At 41.7% G+C, this 19602-nt stretch carries 16 protein-coding genes; 8 read left to right on the forward strand and 8 right to left on the reverse strand.

Annotated features, from left to right (window positions below):
• From GNF10_RS19220 to aroF, 3 genes are all read right to left on the reverse strand, one after another.
• Positions 1-1580 (reverse strand): efflux RND transporter permease subunit (locus GNF10_RS19220; protein ID WP_185607203.1); only part of this gene is annotated, 1580 nt, incomplete at its 3' end.
• A gap of 123 nt (positions 1581-1703) precedes the next feature.
• Complete coding sequence (locus tag GNF10_RS19225) at positions 1704-3104, reverse strand: efflux RND transporter periplasmic adaptor subunit (RefSeq protein ID WP_260446172.1); 1401 nt, start codon at positions 3102-3104, stop codon at positions 1704-1706.
• 691 nt (positions 3105-3795) lie between these two features.
• Entirely contained in the window at positions 3796-4689 is an 894-nt protein-coding gene (aroF, locus tag GNF10_RS19230) for a 3-deoxy-7-phosphoheptulonate synthase (RefSeq protein ID WP_311774191.1), read from the reverse strand.
• Positions 4690-5520: 831 nt separating this feature from the next.
• Between aroF and GNF10_RS19235 the strand changes: the two genes are divergently transcribed.
• The 6 genes from GNF10_RS19235 to rsgA all read left to right on the forward strand — a co-directional run bounded on the left by GNF10_RS19235 (position 5521) and on the right by rsgA (position 11685).
• Positions 5521-6015, forward strand: coding sequence for a hypothetical protein (locus GNF10_RS19235; RefSeq protein WP_185584802.1), 495 nt, complete (start codon positions 5521-5523; stop codon positions 6013-6015).
• Between the two features lie 82 nt (positions 6016-6097).
• Entirely contained in the window at positions 6098-6766 is a 669-nt protein-coding gene (locus GNF10_RS19240; RefSeq protein ID WP_185584803.1) for a pentapeptide repeat-containing protein, read from the forward strand.
• A gap of 844 nt (positions 6767-7610) precedes the next feature.
• Positions 7611-8216, forward strand: coding sequence for a DUF4360 domain-containing protein (locus tag GNF10_RS19245; protein ID WP_185580762.1), 606 nt, complete (start codon positions 7611-7613; stop codon positions 8214-8216).
• A gap of 380 nt (positions 8217-8596) precedes the next feature.
• A complete protein-coding gene (locus GNF10_RS19250; protein WP_185580761.1) occupies positions 8597-9454 on the forward strand; it encodes a DUF72 domain-containing protein in 858 nt (285 codons plus the stop codon).
• A gap of 285 nt (positions 9455-9739) precedes the next feature.
• Complete coding sequence (locus GNF10_RS19255; protein WP_185580760.1) at positions 9740-10180, forward strand: hypothetical protein; 441 nt, start codon at positions 9740-9742, stop codon at positions 10178-10180.
• Between the two features lie 443 nt (positions 10181-10623).
• Positions 10624-11685, forward strand: a complete 1062-nt coding sequence (rsgA, locus tag GNF10_RS19260; RefSeq protein ID WP_185580759.1) for a ribosome small subunit-dependent GTPase A — start codon at positions 10624-10626, stop codon at positions 11683-11685.
• Positions 11686-12665: 980 nt separating this feature from the next.
• Here rsgA and GNF10_RS19265 read toward each other — a convergent pair.
• On the reverse strand, positions 12666-12941 hold the full coding sequence (locus GNF10_RS19265) for a hypothetical protein (protein WP_185585743.1): 276 nt from the start codon (positions 12939-12941) through the stop codon (positions 12666-12668).
• Positions 12942-13028: 87 nt separating this feature from the next.
• Between GNF10_RS19265 and nifH the strand changes: the two genes are divergently transcribed.
• Positions 13029-13922 carry a nitrogenase iron protein gene (nifH, locus tag GNF10_RS19270; RefSeq protein WP_185585744.1) on the forward strand — a complete coding sequence of 298 codons (894 nt, stop codon included), beginning with the start codon at positions 13029-13031 and terminating at the stop codon, positions 13920-13922.
• Between the two features lie 507 nt (positions 13923-14429).
• Here nifH and GNF10_RS19275 read toward each other — a convergent pair.
• The 4 genes from GNF10_RS19275 to GNF10_RS19290 all read right to left on the reverse strand — a co-directional run bounded on the left by GNF10_RS19275 (position 14430) and on the right by GNF10_RS19290 (position 18837).
• Positions 14430-14753 carry a hypothetical protein gene (locus tag GNF10_RS19275; protein WP_185585745.1) on the reverse strand — a complete coding sequence of 108 codons (324 nt, stop codon included), beginning with the start codon at positions 14751-14753 and terminating at the stop codon, positions 14430-14432.
• 291 nt (positions 14754-15044) lie between these two features.
• A complete protein-coding gene (locus GNF10_RS19280) occupies positions 15045-15224 on the reverse strand; it encodes a chlorophyll a/b-binding protein (RefSeq protein WP_012407782.1) in 180 nt (59 codons plus the stop codon).
• A 352-nt stretch (positions 15225-15576) separates the two neighbouring features.
• Complete coding sequence (locus GNF10_RS19285) at positions 15577-18330, reverse strand: CHAT domain-containing protein (RefSeq protein WP_185585746.1); 2754 nt, start codon at positions 18328-18330, stop codon at positions 15577-15579.
• Between the two features lie 204 nt (positions 18331-18534).
• Positions 18535-18837: an acylphosphatase gene (locus tag GNF10_RS19290; protein ID WP_185585747.1), complete on the reverse strand. Its 303-nt coding sequence runs from the start codon at positions 18835-18837 to the stop codon at positions 18535-18537.
• Between the two features lie 215 nt (positions 18838-19052).
• Here GNF10_RS19290 and GNF10_RS19295 point away from each other — a divergent pair, with 215 nt between their 5' ends.
• On the forward strand, positions 19053-19430 hold the full coding sequence (locus GNF10_RS19295) for a DUF1823 family protein (protein WP_185585748.1): 378 nt from the start codon (positions 19053-19055) through the stop codon (positions 19428-19430).
• The last annotated feature ends 172 nt before the right edge of the window (positions 19431-19602 follow it).

Raw genomic sequence — 19602 nt, forward strand, 5'->3', positions numbered from 1 at the left:
CTCTTACCCTCCTGCTCATGATGAGGTGGACTCAAGAATCTGGAACATAGCATTGGTGTCAAGCTGAGGGAAATTACGCCAGATACCAAGATTGCAACACTAATAGTAACGGCAAACTCCCGGAACAGTCGCCCCAGAATGCCTTCCATGAAAAGGATTGGGATGAATACTGCTACCAGAGAGATGGTCATAGATAAGATTGTGAAACCAATCTCTCTAGAACCATTTAGGGCTGCTTCCATCCGGCTTTCGCCCATTTCCATGTGGCGGACAATATTCTCTAGCATGACTACGGCATCATCTACCACGAAACCTACTGAAAGGGTCAACGCCATCAGTGATAGGTTATCGAGCGAGAAGCCAAGTAGTACCATGACTCCAAAAGTCGCTACTATCGAAAGCGGTACTGCAAGACTGGGAATAACTGTAGCAGAGATATTGCGGAGAAATAGAAAGATTACCAGCACCACCAGAGCGATGGTGAGTAACAGCGTGAATTGTACATCATCCACCGACTCGCGAATTGATTGGGAGCGATCGTAGAGAATATCCATGTTCACAGCTGCGGGAATCTGTGTCCGAAAGCTGGGTAACAGTTTCTTGATTGCATCCACCACTTGAACGGTATTAGTTCCCGGTTGGCGCTGAATTGCCAAAACGATCGCCCGCACACCAGAATTTTGGACTTCGGCTCCGCTCAGTCGAACGATTTTAGATTTCTCCCCTGCGCTTTTACTCTCTTTCTTGACAGGAAAATACCAACTCGCAATCTTGTCATTTTCCACGCTGTCCAGAACTTGACCTAGTTCTCCTAGCTGCACTGGTGCGCCGTTCTGATAAGCCACACTTAGGGAGCGATAGCTAGCGGCATCATTGAGTTGACCGTTTGCTTGAATCGTAGAATTTTGCTGCTTACCGTAAAGTGTCCCGGTAGGCAGATTGACATTTCCATTAGCGATCGCATCAGCTACTTCATCGATTCCTATGCCTTTGACACTCAGCGCTTCCGGGTCAAGCTGAATTCTTACCGCGTACTTTTGGGAACCAAACACCTGCACTTGCGCTACTCCATCCACCATTGACAGGCGTTGTGCTAGTAATGTGTCAGCGTACTTATCTACAGTTGAGAGGGGCAGAATAGACGAATTGAGGGAGATATAAAGGACTGGCTGATCTGCCGGATTTACCTTGCGGTAAGATGGCGGATTAGGCATATTTGTCGGTAACTGCTTTGCTCCCTTAGCGATCGCAGACTGGACATCTTGCGCTGCGCCGTCAATATCCCGATTCAGGTCAAATTGCAGCGTCAGTTGTGTAGTACCCAAAGAACTGGTAGAGTTCATCGAACTCAATCCCGCGATGCTCGAAAACTGCTGCTCTAAGGGAGTTGCGACTGAGGCAGCCATCGTTTCTGGGCTAGCTCCGGGCAGATTAGCTGTTACCTGGAGTGTTGGATAATCCACATTGGGTAAGTCGCTAACGGGTAACTGTTGGTAACTGATCAGCCCAAATATCAAAATGCCAACCATAACTAGAGTCGTCATGATTGGTCGCCGGATAAATAGCTCGGAAATGTTCATCTGAGTGCTAAGTAAGGAGTAAAGATTGCTGTTAGCGGTAGATGGGCGTTGAGCCAGCGCTGATTGAGAAGTAATGAGTGCTGTTAGCAGTAACGGAGCGTTTACCCGTGCTGAGTGAGGAGTTTACCTTTCTCCCCCTGCTCCCCCTGCCCCCCTGCTTCCTACCTCCGGTTTCACTTGGACTGTGGCACCAGGCACTAGGTTGAATTGTCCATCAATAACTACTTGCTCACCCGGTTTCAACCCTTGCTTAATTACCGTTTCGTTCTCAACGGTGTCGCCGACGGTAATTGCCCGCATTTCTGCGGTCTTATCGAGTTTGACCACATACACAAATTGTCCCTTTTGCCCACTCTGTACCGCCTGGGAAGGAACAGTAATGGCATTTGGTTCTTCGCTCAGTTTGAGGACTACATTAACAAACTGCCCCGGAAACAGGCGATCGTCAGTGTTGGCAAAAGTACCCTTAAGTTGAATTGTGCCTGTTTGAGTATTGACTCCACTATCAACAAAGGTAAGTTCGCCTCGTACTGGCCGCCCTGCATCTTTAGGAGGTAAAGCATCGACTTCTAACTTGCCGTTATTAGCACTGTATTTTTTGATATCTGGCAGCAATCGCTGGGCAATGGAAAAGTTGACGTAAATCGGGTGAATTTGACTGATTGTAATGAGCGGATCGGTGGCATTCGCCTCTACCAAGTTGCCTTGATTTAGCTTCAGACTACCCGTGCGTCCAGCAATTGGTGAGTAGATGGAAGTATAGGAAAGCTGAACTTTAGCATTATCGATCGCAGCTTCATCTGCCATTACCACCGCCTGAGCATTTTGTACATCTGCTTGGGCTGCCGCCACCGCAGCCTGAGCATTTGCCACTCCCTCTTGATCTGCTTGCACCGTTGCCTGTTGAGCAGCAGCAGTAGTCTGATACTGTTCTGACTGTTCTTTACTGATTGCCCCTTGCTTGAGCAAACTACTATAACGTTGAGCCTGCACATTTGCATTTGTTGCCTGGGACTTATCCTTGACGACATTCGCTTTTGCCTGGTTCACTTGAGCGATCGCTTTTAGCACATTAGCCTGTGCCTGTTTTACCTGAGCCAAATCTTTAGCCTTGGCAGCATTAGCTTGCATCAGCGCGGCTTGTAGAGGGCGAGAATCAATTTTAAATAACAAGTCTCCTTTCTTAACGTTCTGTCCTTGCTGAAAATAGACTCCAGTAAGTTGTCCACCTACTTGAGATTTGACAGATACCGTAGAATATGCTTCAACTGTCCCCGTAGCCGATAACTGTATTGGAATCGTTTTTTGAGTCGCACTGGCAACCACCACTGGCACGGCTCGCTTTTTTCCTGCTTCTTTTCCACTTGATTGGGCTTCGGAAGCATTACAGGCAGCACACAAGTAAGTTAGACCTAATACAAGTAGTGAAAATCGTCCTCTTTGAATAACGTTATAAAAGCTAGGAATAGTTTGAGCAGCCAAGGACGAAGGCTTTATCGTCTGAATAGAAACTAAACGGCGCATATTAACAATTTGGCGAAAGGGGAAGCACATACACGTACTAGTGGTCTATCGCATTAATTTTGCTAGGTTTGTAGTGAGCGATTTATCGCTCAAATCAAGGACTAAAGTCCTTACTACGAACTTTTATAACTCTTCAGAATTAATGAGACAGACAACTAGCTTGTCGTTAGACATCGCATTTTTTGCAAAATGGTTGGTTGCGATTAATTCTAATTAGATAAGCAGAATGTTAGTTAAACTAAACATTAGTGTACTAATAATTCCTTTTTTAGCCTACCCCTTTTGGAAAGAAATTGTTGTTAAACTTGTGTGACTTTTTTGTGACTTTATTTATATCAGAACTTACGCAAAATATTTCTCAAATTCCCATTCCTTTGCACCTCTGCGGTAGCCTGCGGTAAGCGGCTTTGCGTCTAAGTTATTCCATAACTTGTGCGTAATACCATTTCTTTGTGAGGCTGCGCCAAATTTTCTCTCTCTCTTTCTTTTTTTCTTTACTTTGTGTACTTTGCGCCCTTTGCGGTTCGTTTTTTCTTATACTTCACTCCTAATATGGTTTAGCGCATTTTCATACAGAAATGGTATAAATAAGCAACAATTTTATTTTACGAAGGCGATCGCAGTTTGTCATTCAGCCAAAATAAATATTTGGAATTAGACATTTAAGCGATCGCCCGCCCTCAACTGACATTCAAGCAGCACAAAAAATCGGGGCAGGTGATAAACCCGCCCCGACATCTGATATATTGCGCCCAACGGCTGTTGCTACAGGCTTTAAACTATCAACTAAACGCACCATATCTTCTAAAGAGAGTGCTTGACGGGCATCAGAAACAGATTTTTCTGGTTCTGGGTGACATTCAATAATTAATCCATCAGCACCGCAAGCGATCGCAGCCCTAGCCACAGGTGCTACCAGTTCCCGTTTACCGACAGCATGGGAAGGATCTACAATCACAGGCAGGTGAGTTATTTGCTTAAGTGCTGCCACTGCCGCTAAATCTAGGACATTGCGAGTGTAATCATCGAAACTGCGGATACCGCGTTCGCACAATACCACATTAGGATTCCCGTGGCTAAGAATATATTCAGCAGCCATGACGAATTCTTCAATTGTCGAGGCTAAACCACGTTTGAGTAATATTGGTTTACCAGCTTGTCCTAAAGCTTTGAGCAAGTCGAAGTTTTGCATATTGCGGCTACCAACTTGAAGCATATCAGCGTGGGCGGCGACTACTTCAATTTGGGAAATGGACATCACCTCAGTGACAACTGGCATATTGTAATGCGATCGCACCCTAGCCAAAATCCTCAATCCTTCCTCACCCATACCCTGGAAAGCGTAAGGAGATGTGCGAGGTTTGTAGACACCGCCACGTAACCCCTGTATCGACGTAGTAGATAGCTTTTGGGCGACAATTTCCATTTGTTCTAAGCTTTCAACGGTACAGGGCCCGCCGATAATTACCAGTTCTTCGCCTCCGAAAGCGACTTTTTCTGAGATTTTAACGATTGTCTGGTGATTTGGATGAGATTGTGCGGCAAGTTTAGCATTAATCATGGTTTCATTCTCCTGAAAAGTTATGGATTGAGTATTAGGTATTAAGGTAAGAGTTGTTTTCCAGTCCCCAGTGATAACAAAAAAGCCCGGAACCTTTGAAGAGTTCCGGGCGCGTTGTGATTCATCGACATGACGCTACTTACCCGGAACTTAATCTGGGCCAAAAGTAAAAGCCATAAAACCAGCTACTTAAATAAGTCATGACGATGAAATTCTCCTTAAAACAACAAAAACCGCAGAGTTTGCTCTGCGGTTCACCGGGCGGTTTCCATTAGGAAACTACATTCACTCCCGGTGAACCACCTTCGACCAAAAATAAAAGTAAGAACTTGTTTTAAGCATTTGCGGGGCTTTTGCTGGAAAAATTAATAAATATACCTATTTAAGGTAACATTAACAGGAAGAATAGGCGGTGTCAAGACCCCAATAAACCACAAAAAAGCGATAGACTCAGTACAACTGTAGGAGTGAAGACTCGCATTGTAGGGAAATAACCTGCCTTAAGTCGCTTTACATCTATAATCAATTGCCCCTAAGACAGATGTAGTTTTTCAAATAATCTATATTTGGTCTTTCCTGTAAATGCGTAATTCCTAAAAACATATACACCAGTTTGCTTTTTAAATAGGGTACAAAATACAGGACTTAAAACCAGATACAAAGAATTACTATCTCCTGCCCCCTGCTCCCTGCCCCCTGCCCCCTGTACTTCATGCAAAAGAAAACGTCTGTAATTCTCCTGACTTGTGATTTCACCTTGCGAAAGCTGATTGCAGACAATTGACGATCGCCATATATTATTCTGACCCAAGTCCTCATTTACCAGATCAACTTTTTAGGATCATCAGTTTCATTATGCCCAGTTCCAAAATCTTAGCCCAATCTTTCGACTATTATGGAGTTTACCCCTGCCCAGTCTGTCGAATAGGTAAGATTTCTCACATGCCATTGATGGAAGCTATGGCTTGTGACTTTTGTCAAGAGATTTTTACAGTCAACTTAGAAATCCAGCAAATCAAAATGCCTTCTAGACAACCACCATTAACTTGGCGTTGGAATGGGTTTAGTTGGACAGAAGGCCAGTTAGAAGGTGTGGAGTTAGGTTGGGGTTATGGACTAGCGGCAGCAGTTTTTGTAATTCTTCCCACTACTTTAATTGGCATAGTAGCTTACTATTTTCCTGCTGACCTCAAGGAACCCATTACTTGGACACCATATATTTGGACAGTATTGACCTTTTTATCACATTTATCAATTATTGTTTGGATTGTTATTGAAATTTATCAGATTCCAGTTGCAGCATATTTAAGAGCGATCGCTCGCTGGAGAAGTCGGGAGATGGAAAGATGAGAAAGCAACGGAGTGGCAAAAGATGCAGCGAATACATGGCTCCATCACTCATAATTAAGTTGATTGTCCACCAAAATATCGTATGAGCGATCTGGAGCGGTACTATAGAATTTTGGAATTAGAGCCTGGGGCAACACTTGAAGAAGTGAACCAGGCTTACAAAGATTTAGTCTTTGTTTGGCATCCCGATCGCATTCCCAAAGAAAATCTCCGTTTACAGCAGAAAGCACAAGACAAGCTGAAAGCCATAAATGAAGCTCGTGAAAAATTGCGCTCTCTAAAAACCAAACATCAAACTATATCTAATTCACCTTCACCTTCACCTTCACCGTCATATTATCAACAGCAAACACCATCTCAAAAAACCCAGCCACCACCGAAGCAAAACTCAGACTTGAGTGGCAAAGACTACAGTCGGGCAAATTTGAGTAACAAAGACTTATCTGGCAGAAATCTAAGTTATGCAAACTTGAGTGGTGCTAATCTCAGCGACACTTTTATGCACAAAGTCAACCTCAGAGGGGCGAATTTATCTGAAGCAAATTTATTTCGGGCAAACCTCCTTTTAGCGGATCTCAGGGAGGCGAATTTACGTGGTGCTAATTTAATTGGTGCGGATCTCAGTGGAACCGACTTACGAGGAGCCGACTTAACAGGAGCGCGGATTCGTTCTGGTGAGCGCCTTTTGGTTAAATTAATTGGCGCTAACTTAGCTGGGGCAATTATGCCTGATGGGGAAATTTATCAATAACTGATGTTGCACTACGACACAGAGTCAGGTAGCACAGGTGTGCTACCCAATTTTTTTGAGTATAAAAGGCCAAAACACTTGTAGAGACGGCGATTTATCGCGTCTCAAAAACCCAAAATTTTTACCAGTAGCCCTTAACCCAAAGGTATTAGTATAAGTACCTAAGTTGACACGCATAAGTAATGCTGTGCCCTTGCCTGGCGGTTAAATCATTAATTGCGATCGCCTAGTCAATTTTACGGGAACACAATATAAAATATTTAGTCATTAAGGAAGTACAGATTAAATATCCAAGGCTTAACTAAGAAGTTAGAAGTCAAAAACTAGAATTAATTAGAGAAAAATATCGCTAATTGTAGATTGCTAAATATTTTATTTAGTGAGGAAAAGTGTTGCTTTTTATTCAGTAGTCATACATTAATTACGTATTTACTCTAAATCAGAATACTGAATTTAATTTAGATACTTCTATAACTAATTCAGTTTAATTCTAGTTACCTAAATTTCAATACGCAGATGTAGCTTCGGTAAGTTAAATAGCTAACTTTTCGATAGTTTTGAGATGTCTATTATGGCTTTAATAGTCTATGTTTTGGCTTCTTTGAACAGATTCCTCTAGTTTGCAAATTTATACTTCCCCTATTAATGCGTTAATTATTTCACCGGAAATAAGTTTGCTTTAGATTCTTTAATATCAAGAATCTATCAGGTTGTCATAAGTTATACATGGGCTTTACCCCCATTTAAATATGGTTGGTACTGATTTTTTTAACGATCAGTTTTCCGGAATCAGCCGCAACGAATTTGGAGCTAACACTATCCAAATACTCAAAACAGGTGAGTTATGAATAATCAAAATTTCAAGACAACATCTATCAACTTTATCAAATCTTTTCTAGCTGCGGCTACATTGATAACAGCTTCCGTCGGCCCTGCTTTTGCTAACGACAAAGTGGAAATTGTAGGTGCAGAATATGGTGGTAATGGCTGCCCTGAAGGATCTGCTAGTGTAAATGTCAGTCCCGATGGTCAAGAGCTAAGTATTCTATTTGATAAGTTTATAGCTGTAGGGAATAAAGCAGAAGAAAGACGCAAAAACTGTAACTTAAGTATTCCAATTAAAGTCCCCCAAGGCTTTCAAATTTCCCTCTACGATGCTGATTATCGGGGCTATGTTGCTCCTAGCACAATTGGCAGACTAAGAGCAGAGTACTTTTTTGCTGGTCAGCGTGGCCCTGTTTTTTCCCGGACATTTAACGGCGAAAGTGATTACAACGTTCGTGATCAATTAGTGACTGTGGCTGATGTTTGGTCACGCTGTGGTGACAGTGTAAATATGCGGGTAAATGCTGCGATGACCGCCAGTGGTCAAGGTATGGCAACTGTTGACTCCTTTGACCTCGCCCACCGAGGGTTGGTTTATCACGTCAAATATCGCCAGTGTCGTTAAGTCTTTTCAATGCCGGGAGCAGCAAACTTTTAGCTTGAAAAAATATAAGGCTTTGTTGGTTTGAATAATACCGAACCTAACAATCTGTATCGATGTTAGGTTTTCTTAAATCAACCCAACAAAGCCCTTTTTTGTACTTAAAGCTTGGTTACGCTTTGCTAACGCACCTTAAATTATGGCTGATTTTTCACGTTATGTAGAAAAGTCCACCAAGAACCTAACCCCCTAACCCCCTTCCCGACGCGGGAAGGGGGAAAATTTAAAGTCTCTCTCCTTTTAGGAGAGAGATTTAGAGAGAGGTTTTCCAGATGCCGTGAAGAGTCAGGAATTTACAACCAACCTGTAAAATTGAATATGATACATCAAGGCTTTTAGGCATTGTGAACTTTTTTATTGGTTGTGCTGTTTGGGCATATAAAGGTTGGGTGGGCGAACTTTATCCCCAAGGTACTCGCACCGCCGATTTTCTGCATCTCTACAGTCGCCGCTTCACCACTGTAGAAGGTAACACCACCTTTTATGCCGCGCCTAACCAACAAACAGTAACCCGTTGGGCTGCCGAAACCCCAGCAGGTTTTGAATTTTGTCTAAAATTACCGCGAGATATTACTCATCAAGGGTTGCTACAACCTTATATTCCGGCGGCTTTAAAATTTCTGGAAGGGATGCGCCCTTTAGGTAAACGTCTTGGCCCAATATTTGCCCAGTTACCACCCAGTTATGCACCTGCATTGTTTGACGATTTGGCTAACTTTCTGGAAGCTTGGCCACGCACAGATGCACCCCTAGCCCTAGAAGTTCGTCATCCCGATTGGTTCAGAGAACCCCATGCTAGTAATTTGACAGCGCTTTTACAAAAGCTAGGTGTAGGACGGGTACTTTTAGACTCGCGCCCCATTTACACTGGAGATGATGACCCCCAGTTACAATCAGAACGACGTAAACCCAAATTACCGTTGCAGTTGAGTGTGACAGCACCTTTTACTCTGATTAGGTTTATTTCCCATCCAAATTTATCAGTGAATCAGCCGTTTATGGAAGAGTGGGTAAAGCAGATTCAGCAATGGTTACAGGCGGGAGTGCGAATTTATTTCTTTGTTCATTGTCCAATAGAAGCGCGATCGGCTAACATAGCTCGTCACTTCCAACAGCTATTAGAACAGAGTGATACACCAGTTCCACCCTTACCTTGGAATAACCTTGAGCATCCGCCCAATCAACTGAGTTTATGGTCTTGAAAGGCAAGGCGCAAGGATCAAAGGAAATAGTCCCACAGAATGAAATTTATAAATTTTATAATATATCTAATGTTTAGCGATAAAAAAAGAGCGATAATTACTGTTTCAGTACTTTTCTGTTAATGCTTGATATTTCTTTATTCTTGACAAAAACGGCTATTACCGTTTTTGTTAAATGGTGATGAGGGTTTAGGTGATACATAAATATATCTAAAAAGAAAAGTATTGATTTTTAGTATGTAATTTAAGCATTTTTTGAAAGCAGTTACGCCAAAGGAGCTTAAGATGAGTCGTCTTCTTTATGAAAGGTCAGTCTCCTACAAAGGATATCTCATCATTCCATTCGTTTTTGGGAAAGTTGATAATTATGAGATTTATTCTTATAAATTGCTATCTGAAATTGGTCGCAGAAGCCAATTTCATAAAGCAGAAAACCCAGCAGGAATCTATGGAAATACCGTTAGTAATATCATTGACATTGCAAAAGAACATATCGAGCAAAATTCAGACTTTGTTAACCAGAGAGACTATTTTAAGTCTCGCTACATTTACCGTAACCATTTGATTATTATCTTCCAAGAAGGAGACAAATGCTTTTATGACCATTATCCACCAGAGTTATTGAATAATATTGCAGCTCCAAAATTATTCAAATCCGAATACGAATGCCTGAGTTGGATTAAACAAGGACTTGATGGCCCACAGGTGCGACAAAGAGCTATTTGAAAAAGACAGAAGTTAGGAGTTAAGAGCAAAGCAAGCTTAATATAGGACTCATATTTGATTTTTGAAAAAAATCAGATAGCTCAAATAAGCTTTTTAACTATTCCCAATTCCCAATTCCCAATTCCCTGTTGCCTTCCTATCGCGCTTGCACTGCACGAACAGAAATCAATTAAACGAATTTTCTGGAATAGGCTAATGTAGTAATGTAGATTATTTACTGTAGTACATAAGGAGGACGAACGATGACTGAGTTGCTACCAGTCCGGGTTAATTTGACCAACCCAACGGACACAAGGCACAGAGATTCTTGTTCAGTCCTCTTTCCTACAGGAATAGAAAACTAGAATTTACAGACATTATTGTGTTGGGAGCTTCCCTGCATAGAAATGTCCTCCTCTGTGGAACCTTGTGCAAAACAAGTAGCACACATCGAGGAAACATCAATGAATTTGGATTATTTAGGCTGGAGTGACTTTTTTGCTCGCAGCTTTGAACCCTATCGCTTACAAGGATTTAGTGTTGGTAGGGTTGCCATTGAATACAGAAATACTTACGCCCTTTATAGTGAAAAGGGAGAACTTTCAGCAGAAGTTGCAGGCAAATTGCTGCATCGGGCTTCCCAACCACAAGACTTTCCAGCAGTGGGAGATTGGGTTGTTATTAGTGTAAGAGAATCTGAAAGACGAGCTACCATCAACGAGATTTTACCCAGGAAAAGCAAATTCTCCCGCAAGACGGTAGGTAGTAAAACAGAAGAACAAATTGTTGCAGCTAATATTGATACAGTTTTTTTAGTCTCTGGGCTGGATGGCGATTTTAACCCTAGAAGAGTTGAACGTTATCTAATTCTGGCTTGGGAAAGTGGTGCAAATCCAGTAGTGGTGTTAAACAAAGCAGATTTGTGCAACTCTCTAGAAGAGTACTTAGCACAAGTAGAAGCAGTTGCTTTGGGTGTACCAATTGTAGTTTTAAGTGCCACCAATCATCAAGGATTAGATGCCTTAAAACCTTACCTGCAAACAGGACAAACAGTTGCTTTGTTGGGGTCTTCTGGTGTTGGTAAATCCACCATCACTAACCAACTACAAGGCACATCTGTGCAAGTGGTACAACCAGTACGGCGAGGTGATGACCGAGGTAGACACACAACAACTCATCGTGAATTAATTTTGCTCTCTACTGGTGGATTAATTATTGATACGCCAGGAATGCGGGAAATCCAAATTTGGGCAGGTGACGAAGGTTTGCAAGAAACTTTTACAGATATAGAAACCTTGGCGCAAAAATGCCATTTTCGCAATTGTCAGCATAATAACGAACCCGGTTGTGTAGTGCAGCAGGCTTTGGCTGAAGGAGAACTTGATTATTCCAGGTTTCTCAGCTACCAAAAGTTGCAAAAAGAACTCGATTACCTTACCCGCAAACAAGACCAGAGGATGCAACTAGCCGAGAAAGAACGCTGGAAAAAGATTCATAAGGCCATGCGAAATCATCACAAGCGCTAATTGCACAGGTACCAACTTCAGCTAAAACTCCTTTAAAACCTCGTTTCCAGCTAGAGACTGGAAACGAGAAGCAAGAGACAATCTTTAAAAGCTTATTAGCTTTTACCTTAATTGAATCTACTTTCATGACGAATTTTAAAGTGAAAAATAACAAATTGTGTTTTTGTTATAAAACATTAGTTTTAAATACTTTTATCAAATATCCAAAAGTATCTAACTGTACATATTGACTATGAACAATAATTTAAATAATTGGCAACTTTTGAGCGTGTAACTTATGGCTATTAAAGATTGTAAGGATAATCTTCTATCTAGTAAAGAAATAATTTGAGATTCGGCAAATAAATTAGTGAGATGTATGTTATGGTTTTTATAGGAATCAAAACGAGTGAAAGCACAAAAAGACTTCAAGATAATTTTGAGGCAAGCTCAATAAAGTTTTTTTGCTCTGGTAAGTCCACTTCAATTAGCTACATATTTCTGTAACAAAAATCTAAAACTAGATTGAGTAGGATAGTAGCCTTTGTAACAACTTGAAGTCAATCAAAATTTATCTGGGTATGAGCCAATAAGAGTTGGCTAACCTAGCTAGAACATTACCCGCCAAAGGCAATTACTCTTGGAGTCTGGGAAGAAAGACTCTTAGTACAGCCTGACAAATCCATAGAAATACAGAATATTTACAAACTTAGTTTTGTGGGAGCAAACATTTTCAACCGCGAACTAAGTTGAAGCAGTCGATGACTTTTGGAACAAAAAATCTAAGCAGAATGGTGCTATAAACCATGCTGTCAAAAGTCACTTAGATATTGTTTGAGCTAAAGTGTTATAGATTGTCTGTGCAAACATTATAGTATTGCACCTATAGCTACCACCTTTAGGCTGGGATTTATCTTGCTGCATCAATCACGAAACGATAAGCACTATTGAAGTTTTTGGCAATTTGACATCAGCAAAATCAAAGAAGTTGCAGTAACCATTTAGAGTGGATTGCAATTTGGTTGGTTGTGTGGTTCAGGGAATAAATCTGCGTTCGTTTGAATTCCTGCTGCAACCACTCTTGAGGCTTGAGCAACCATTTGGGATTCTGTTACAACAACTGACAATGCTGAAGTCAAAGTTTTAAAGACTTCGTTATTAGGAGATAGAAATTTTCTATCACTTAAGCTATCGCTTTGTGGGTAAATATGTTCTGATTTTAGCTGTTTTTGTCGGGGTGCAATGTCTAGCGACAAGTTGCTAAACGTTAACGCCAACAGGCTCTACTTCCCTACGTTCCAAGGGTGAATATCTCATATCAAGCTTCCGACCCATCAATTAAATCATTGTAGGAAAACACAACCATGACTGACGAAAAGATTAGACAAATAGCTTTCTATGGTAAAGGCGGTATTGGTAAATCTACTACCTCTCAAAACACCCTTGCAGCAATGGCTGAAATGGGTCAACGCATTTTAATTGTCGGTTGCGACCCTAAAGCTGACTCTACCCGTTTGATGCTACACAGTAAAGCTCAAACAAGTGTTCTTCAATTAGCTGCCGAAAGAGGCGCTGTAGAAGATATTGAACTCGAAGAAGTAATGCTGACTGGTTTCCGTGATGTACGTTGTGTGGAGTCTGGTGGCCCTGAACCCGGTGTAGGTTGCGCTGGTCGTGGTATCATCACTGCTATCAACTTCCTAGAAGAAAACGGTGCTTACAAAGACGTTGATTTTGTAAGTTACGACGTTTTGGGTGACGTTGTGTGCGGTGGTTTTGCTATGCCTATCCGTGAAGGCAAGGCACAAGAAATCTACATCGTTACCTCTGGTGAAATGATGGCGATGTATGCAGCTAACAACATCGCTCGTGGTGTTCTCAAATATGCTCACACTGGCGGCGTGCGCTTGGGTGGTTTGATTTGTAACAGCCGTAACGTTGACCGAGAAATCGACTTAATCGAAACCTTGGCAAAACGTTTGAATACCCAAATGATTCACTACGTACCTCGTGACAACATTGTACAACACGCAGAATTGCGTCGTATGACTGTTAACGAGTACGCACCAGATAGCAATCAAAGTAACGAATATCGGACATTGGCTACCAAGATTATCAACAACGACAAGCTCTCTGTCCCCACTCCTATTGAGATGGAAGAGTTAGAAGAGTTGTTGATTGAATTCGGTATTCTCGAAAGCGACGAAAATACCGCAATGTTGGTTGGTAAGTCTGCTACTGAAGCACCAGTCAAGTAATACTAATGAAATAATGGTTTAGGGTGGGCTACTTGTCCACCCTTTTCTCATTCGTTTAAATCCCTAATAGGGATTCTGATAAATTGCAATACAAGTCATTTTTGAGTGATAACTTAAGCCTTTGAAGTTTCAATCCCTGATAGGGATTTTGATAAATTGCAATCGCTGGCTTCTGAAAGCTTTGCCCTATTTGGTTTTCAAGGTTCGGTTGCGCGAATGCTGAAATCATAACATGATGAATTGTGATTTGGCTAGAGGCAAATGGCTGAAAACTAGTCTCCATAAGGTGCGCGGATGGATTGAAATGCGATTGCTCCCCAGTTCTTGCATATAGCACAGTTCAGCCATTTTTCTAGTTACCCCTTCTTCAACACCTACCCATCCGCGCATTTAGCAAAAAAACTAATCTGATTGAAAAGCTGCTTACTTATAAATACCCTACTCGATTACTTGGAGTGATGCCGGGATGAGCTACATCTACAGAATATCAGCACCCCCTGATTGACTTTATTTGCCAGCGTCTTCAAAGTCTGTTATCGCACAAGCAAACTCCCTAAAAGCTGTTTTAATCAGAACCTCTTTCGTTCCCCTTTCCAGCGAAGAATTACGTATCATGTCTGTTAATTCTATGAACAGTAGAGAAAACATAAAACGATCTTGCCGATCAACTTGTTTCAAGCAAGACGATATAAACTGATAAAGCTCTGTTTTTCTCGGTTTGGTTTGTTCTTCCCATATTTGTAACCCAAGCCGGAAGGTTCTTAAGCGGATCTCGTTACTATTGAAGGACGCGTCTTTGTAGCGGACAGATACGCGTTGGGGTATTTCCATGAGGTTTAGCTATACATATTCAATGTAAAGTAGTTATTCACTTATATTTTGGCTTAACCGGAAAATTTGGTATTTTGCACCAATTCCAACAGCTGCCATACATTAGCAACGAATGATATGTGTGGAATATTGATGGTTAGTAGGGGGTTGCAACTGTGCCTTGATGTTAACTTAAAGTCAAAGCCGGTAAGCAGTAACAGCCCATCCAGGTTTAACCTGGAAATGAAGTTTTAAAAGGGTTTTGGTCTAAGTAAACACTAATGACAGCCGTGTACCCCTACTACGATCAATTTAGAGGATACCCCAGAAGTGGAGTAAACCTTGTCCAGAAAAAGCTTCAATCAAAATCGCAGATAAAAAACCAATCATTGCAAGGCGACCGTTCCAATTTTCACTCTGAGGAGTGAAGCCAAAACGCACAGCATTAGGATCTTCTGAAACGATAGGCGCAGGGTTCTTAAAACCTGTCATGAGTAAAACTCCAAAGTTCAAGTGTTGTAGCAGTTGTAACTGTCTGTAAAGTAATGTAACAGATGTTTAAAAAAATGCAACATTGGGTAAATAAAGAAAAGCTGAAGAAAAATCTGCTCTATGAAGACGCAGGGGGCAAAGGGGAGATAAAAATTACCTCTTTCCCCTCTGCTCCCTTACCTTTTATTTCAATACGGTTCAGTTAAGGCTAAAACTCTGTTACCAAAGTCATTTTTTTAACGAACCGCCTTCTCTACGAGAGGCTTCCGCCAACGCGCAGCGTCTCGTAGAGAAGGCGCAGGCAGAGAACGCAGAGAGAAGAAAGAGATGCTTAACTGAACTGTATTGCCTTTTATTTCCATTCGCCTTGTAGAGTGAAAGGTGCCCAGTAATAGGGTGCGGCATATTTTTGAGTGCGCCATATTTCTATTTGCGCTGTCCGCAATGCTGCTGCTGGCTTTAATCCTTCTTGCAGCATCTTTTTGTAAAATACCTTCATAAGTTCGGATGTTGCCTGGTCATCTACACTCCATAGGCTGACTACGACTCGCGGACTGCCTGCATACATAAACCCTCTGGTTAACCCTACTAATCCTTCTCCCTTAACTTCTTCTCCCAGTCCGGTTTTACAGGCGCTGAGTACTACCAGTTCTGCTTGCAGGTTGAGGTTGAAGACATCGTGCAAGCGCAAAAAGCCATTTTGTGGCATTCCCTTGTCGTCAAATAGCGATAATACCACTCCTGATAATTCTGGATGCTTGCTGTTGAGGATGCCATGCGTAGCGAAATGGATGATGCGATATTGACTCAGATTTTCGCTGCTAGCAGTGGTACGACTGGCTTTAAAATCAAAGGCTTGTTTGCGATCGCTAATTGGTACAAGAGAAAGAATTTGCTCGGCTTCTTGACGTGTAAAGCGCAGACGTTCAAAGCTAATGTCTGAATCTTGGGCGGATCTGGTTAAAACCAGGTTGTCTAAATTGCTCTCTGGTGCAGGTAGGCGAGACACTTGTGCTTTATTTTGAAGACGCTCATCATCACTATTAAAAATCGGATCTGCCAATACAACTAAGGTTTTAGGAGCAGATTTACGTCCTTTGTGTTCGCTTCTGAGGATAGCTAATGTAGACGCTGAAGGAAGAGTAATGATTTCGTGGTTGAGCAGTAATGGTTCATAATTGCGACTGCTACCTGTTGTGAGGGCAGCAAATGGCACATATTGCAAAACACCATCGCTGGCGATCGCTAAACGTTTCTTTTGCAGTTGCTGGGCTACTGGTGCAAGTATTTGTTGAGATAGAGCATCTAGAGATGGACTATGCTTTAGATACGGGGTAGTGATTTCTTGACGGAACTTTTGCACTGTAGCTTCAATATCTGCACGCTTGGGTAGTTCGTAACTGGTAATACTCTTATTAGTAACTGCCCAAAGATAACTGCGCTTTTCCCCCAAAGAATATTCTAAAAGCAGAGTGTTTTCATCAAGTACTTGCTGTTGAATTTGCACGAGTGAGAGAGGCTGAGGTTGAGTCAGCGCTGCATAACGCGGACTAGTAGCACGAATTTGTGCCTGGATTTGTTTATACTGTTCTAGAAGTAGCTCGGTTTCTTCTTCTAAAGCTTGCACCTGCGCTTCGGTATGCTTACTGCTTAATACTTGTATCCGACGTTTTTCTAAAACATCGAGTTGTTGCTGCAACTTATGTTCTTGAGCAAGTAACTTTGGCTCTACACCTTGGCGAATATCAGCGTTCGCTTCTGCAAGTAGTTCCAAAAGACTGCGGGCGCGGGCGCGTTCGCTGGCTTGCAGTGCCAAAGCATCATATCCTTGAGATGGTTGCTGTTTGTGTAACTGCATCAGCAAATCGACGTAAAACTCATAATAATTCTGCACTGTGGCAAAATAGGAAGTGCGGAGTTCCTGAGAGTCAATTTTGATACGAAGGTCTTCAACAATTTTGATGACTCTCTCTATCTGAGTCAGGGCAGACTGAAAATTGCCTGCATCGTGTTGAACAAAAGCGATGTTATGGAGTGTACGTGCTTCCCTTGCCTTGTTCCCTGTCTGTTGGTATAGAAGCAAAGATTGGCTGTAATAATCTAGCGCCTTTTGGTGTTCTCCTAAATTTGAGTAAGCTTTGCCAATATTGTTTAGAGCAGTTGCTATCCCTCCTTTGTCTCCCGCTTGTCGGTATAAAATTAGGGCTTGGCTAAAGTATGAGAGTGCTTTTTGCTGTTCTGCTAACTCTAAATAAACTGTGCCGATATTGCTCAGAGCAGTTGGTATTCCTTCTTTTTCTGCGTCTTTAGCCTCTCGATATAAAGACAGAGCTTGGCTGAAGTATGAAAGTGCTTTTTGCTTCTCTCCTAAATCTAAGTAGACTTTGCCAATGTTGTTCAGAGTAGTCGCTATCCCTGCCTTGTTTCCCACCTGTCGCTTGAGAGACAGCGATTGGTTGTAGTAATCCAACGCCTTTTGCTTTTCTCCGAGGAAATGGTAGACAGAGCCGATATTATTGAGGCTAATAGCTTCACCATTTTTGTCTCCCACTTGTCGCCTTAAGGATAGAGATTGGTTGTAGTAATCCAGCGCCTTTTGCTTTTCTGCTAACTCTGAGTAGATTTTGCCAATGTTATTGAGCGTAGTACCTTGGGCTTGTTTGTCACCTATTTGTTCAGATAGAGGTAAGGATTGCTTGTAATAATCTAGTGCCTTCTGCTTTTCTCCTAAATTTGAGTAGATTTTGCCAATATAAACGAGGGTGTCAGCTTCTAAGGAGAGTAGGTTTTGCCCATTGGAGCGATCGCTCAGTTGACGATATAGTAAAAGTGCTTCCTCAAATTTTGCGATCGCTTTTAACAGAGATTCTGCTGTTCCTTGCTGATATAGTTGCTTCCCTTCTTGATATGCAAGTTTAGCCACAGCCAGAGTTACATCCGGCGAACTTGTCTGCGTCATCTGTGCAACATTTATCTGCTGCTGTCTAGCAATCGCCACATTTGATTCTGAAAATAACAAAATGCTGCTAAAAAGAATAATACTGCGACCTGTTACCAAGGACAGAAATTGCCATTGTCTTGAGTCACATATCTTAAATTGAGTCATATACATCTGCGGTTTCTATAGCCGATTAGATTTAGAATTCCCAAAATCAAGCAAAAAACCGTAGATTAACTCTTTGTATGGCGATTTGGCAGCGATTTTCTAAAGCAAAAGCTACTTCAACGCGCGATTCTATATCCTCTATGGAGTAGATTATATATGAGTTGAGCCAAGACCAGGAGACACAATAGAAGATGTTCTAACTCTCTACTCAACCCGCTTAACTTCAAATCCTCGTAACCCTTCCGGTACTTCATACTCAACCACAACATCTTTAACCACAGCAGCAGGTGGCCCAGAGTGACACCAGCGAACCATATCATCTACAACCTCTCGCACCCCTTCAAAAACTGCCTCTACTCGATTATCAGGGAGATTTCGCACCCAACCGGTTAATCCCAACTGCCTAGCTGTATCGACAGTGGAATAGCGATAACCCACTCCTTGGACTCGGCCAGAAATGAATACATGGGCGCGGATGATCTTTGGCAGTGCTGTAGAATTCTGCATAAACTGGTCTAATCTTTACGATTCCAGTTTACCTAGTTTGTGTATACACAATCTGTTTTTACCTCCAAGCGTCATGCCTTGAAGGTGCGATCGCAATTATCCATATCTTTGGGAGTGTAGCAGAGTAATGATAAAGTACTTTTCACTACTCTGCTAATTGTTGTGAATTTAATTAATTAGTAGTCCGTTTTTCAATCTGGAATTTTGAATTTCTTATGTCTAACCTGCCACCACTCAATACAGCAACAATTTGGGCAATTCTTGAGGATAAAATTGATGATGCCACAGTCAACCAGTTGCTATGGCATTATTTAGGCTATCGCTATGATTCTTCAACTGCACAATGGGACATTAGCCAAGTTGCACCAGAATGGCAAGAGGAGTACCCACAACCACCAAATTTCATAGAATCTCGCCCTGCAACAGTGAAGTTAACTCGTTCCATCCCGGCTGAAAATAAACAAATGCTAAAACAAAAGCTGGGTTTCAAAGGGTACAAAATTGGTGAATTTGGGCCTCGGCAAACTCGCAGAGCAACTGCGGCTAATTGGTTTTTAAGTTATTTACAACAAACTAACGGCAAAATTGAATAATCTGATACAGCAGATATTTAGACAAAAACATATTATTTTTACTGAATATCTGCTATTTAAAAACTATTAAAAGCTCATCAACTTATTTATATAAATTTTGTAACTTGATTAATAGCATTTTAGTTTTATAGGTAAAAAATAAATGCGATAAACAGTCAAAAATCGCCAAAAT

The sequence above is a fragment of the Nostoc sp. UCD121 genome (assembly GCF_014222285.1).
In the GTDB taxonomy this organism is placed as follows: domain Bacteria; phylum Cyanobacteriota; class Cyanobacteriia; order Cyanobacteriales; family Nostocaceae; genus Nostoc.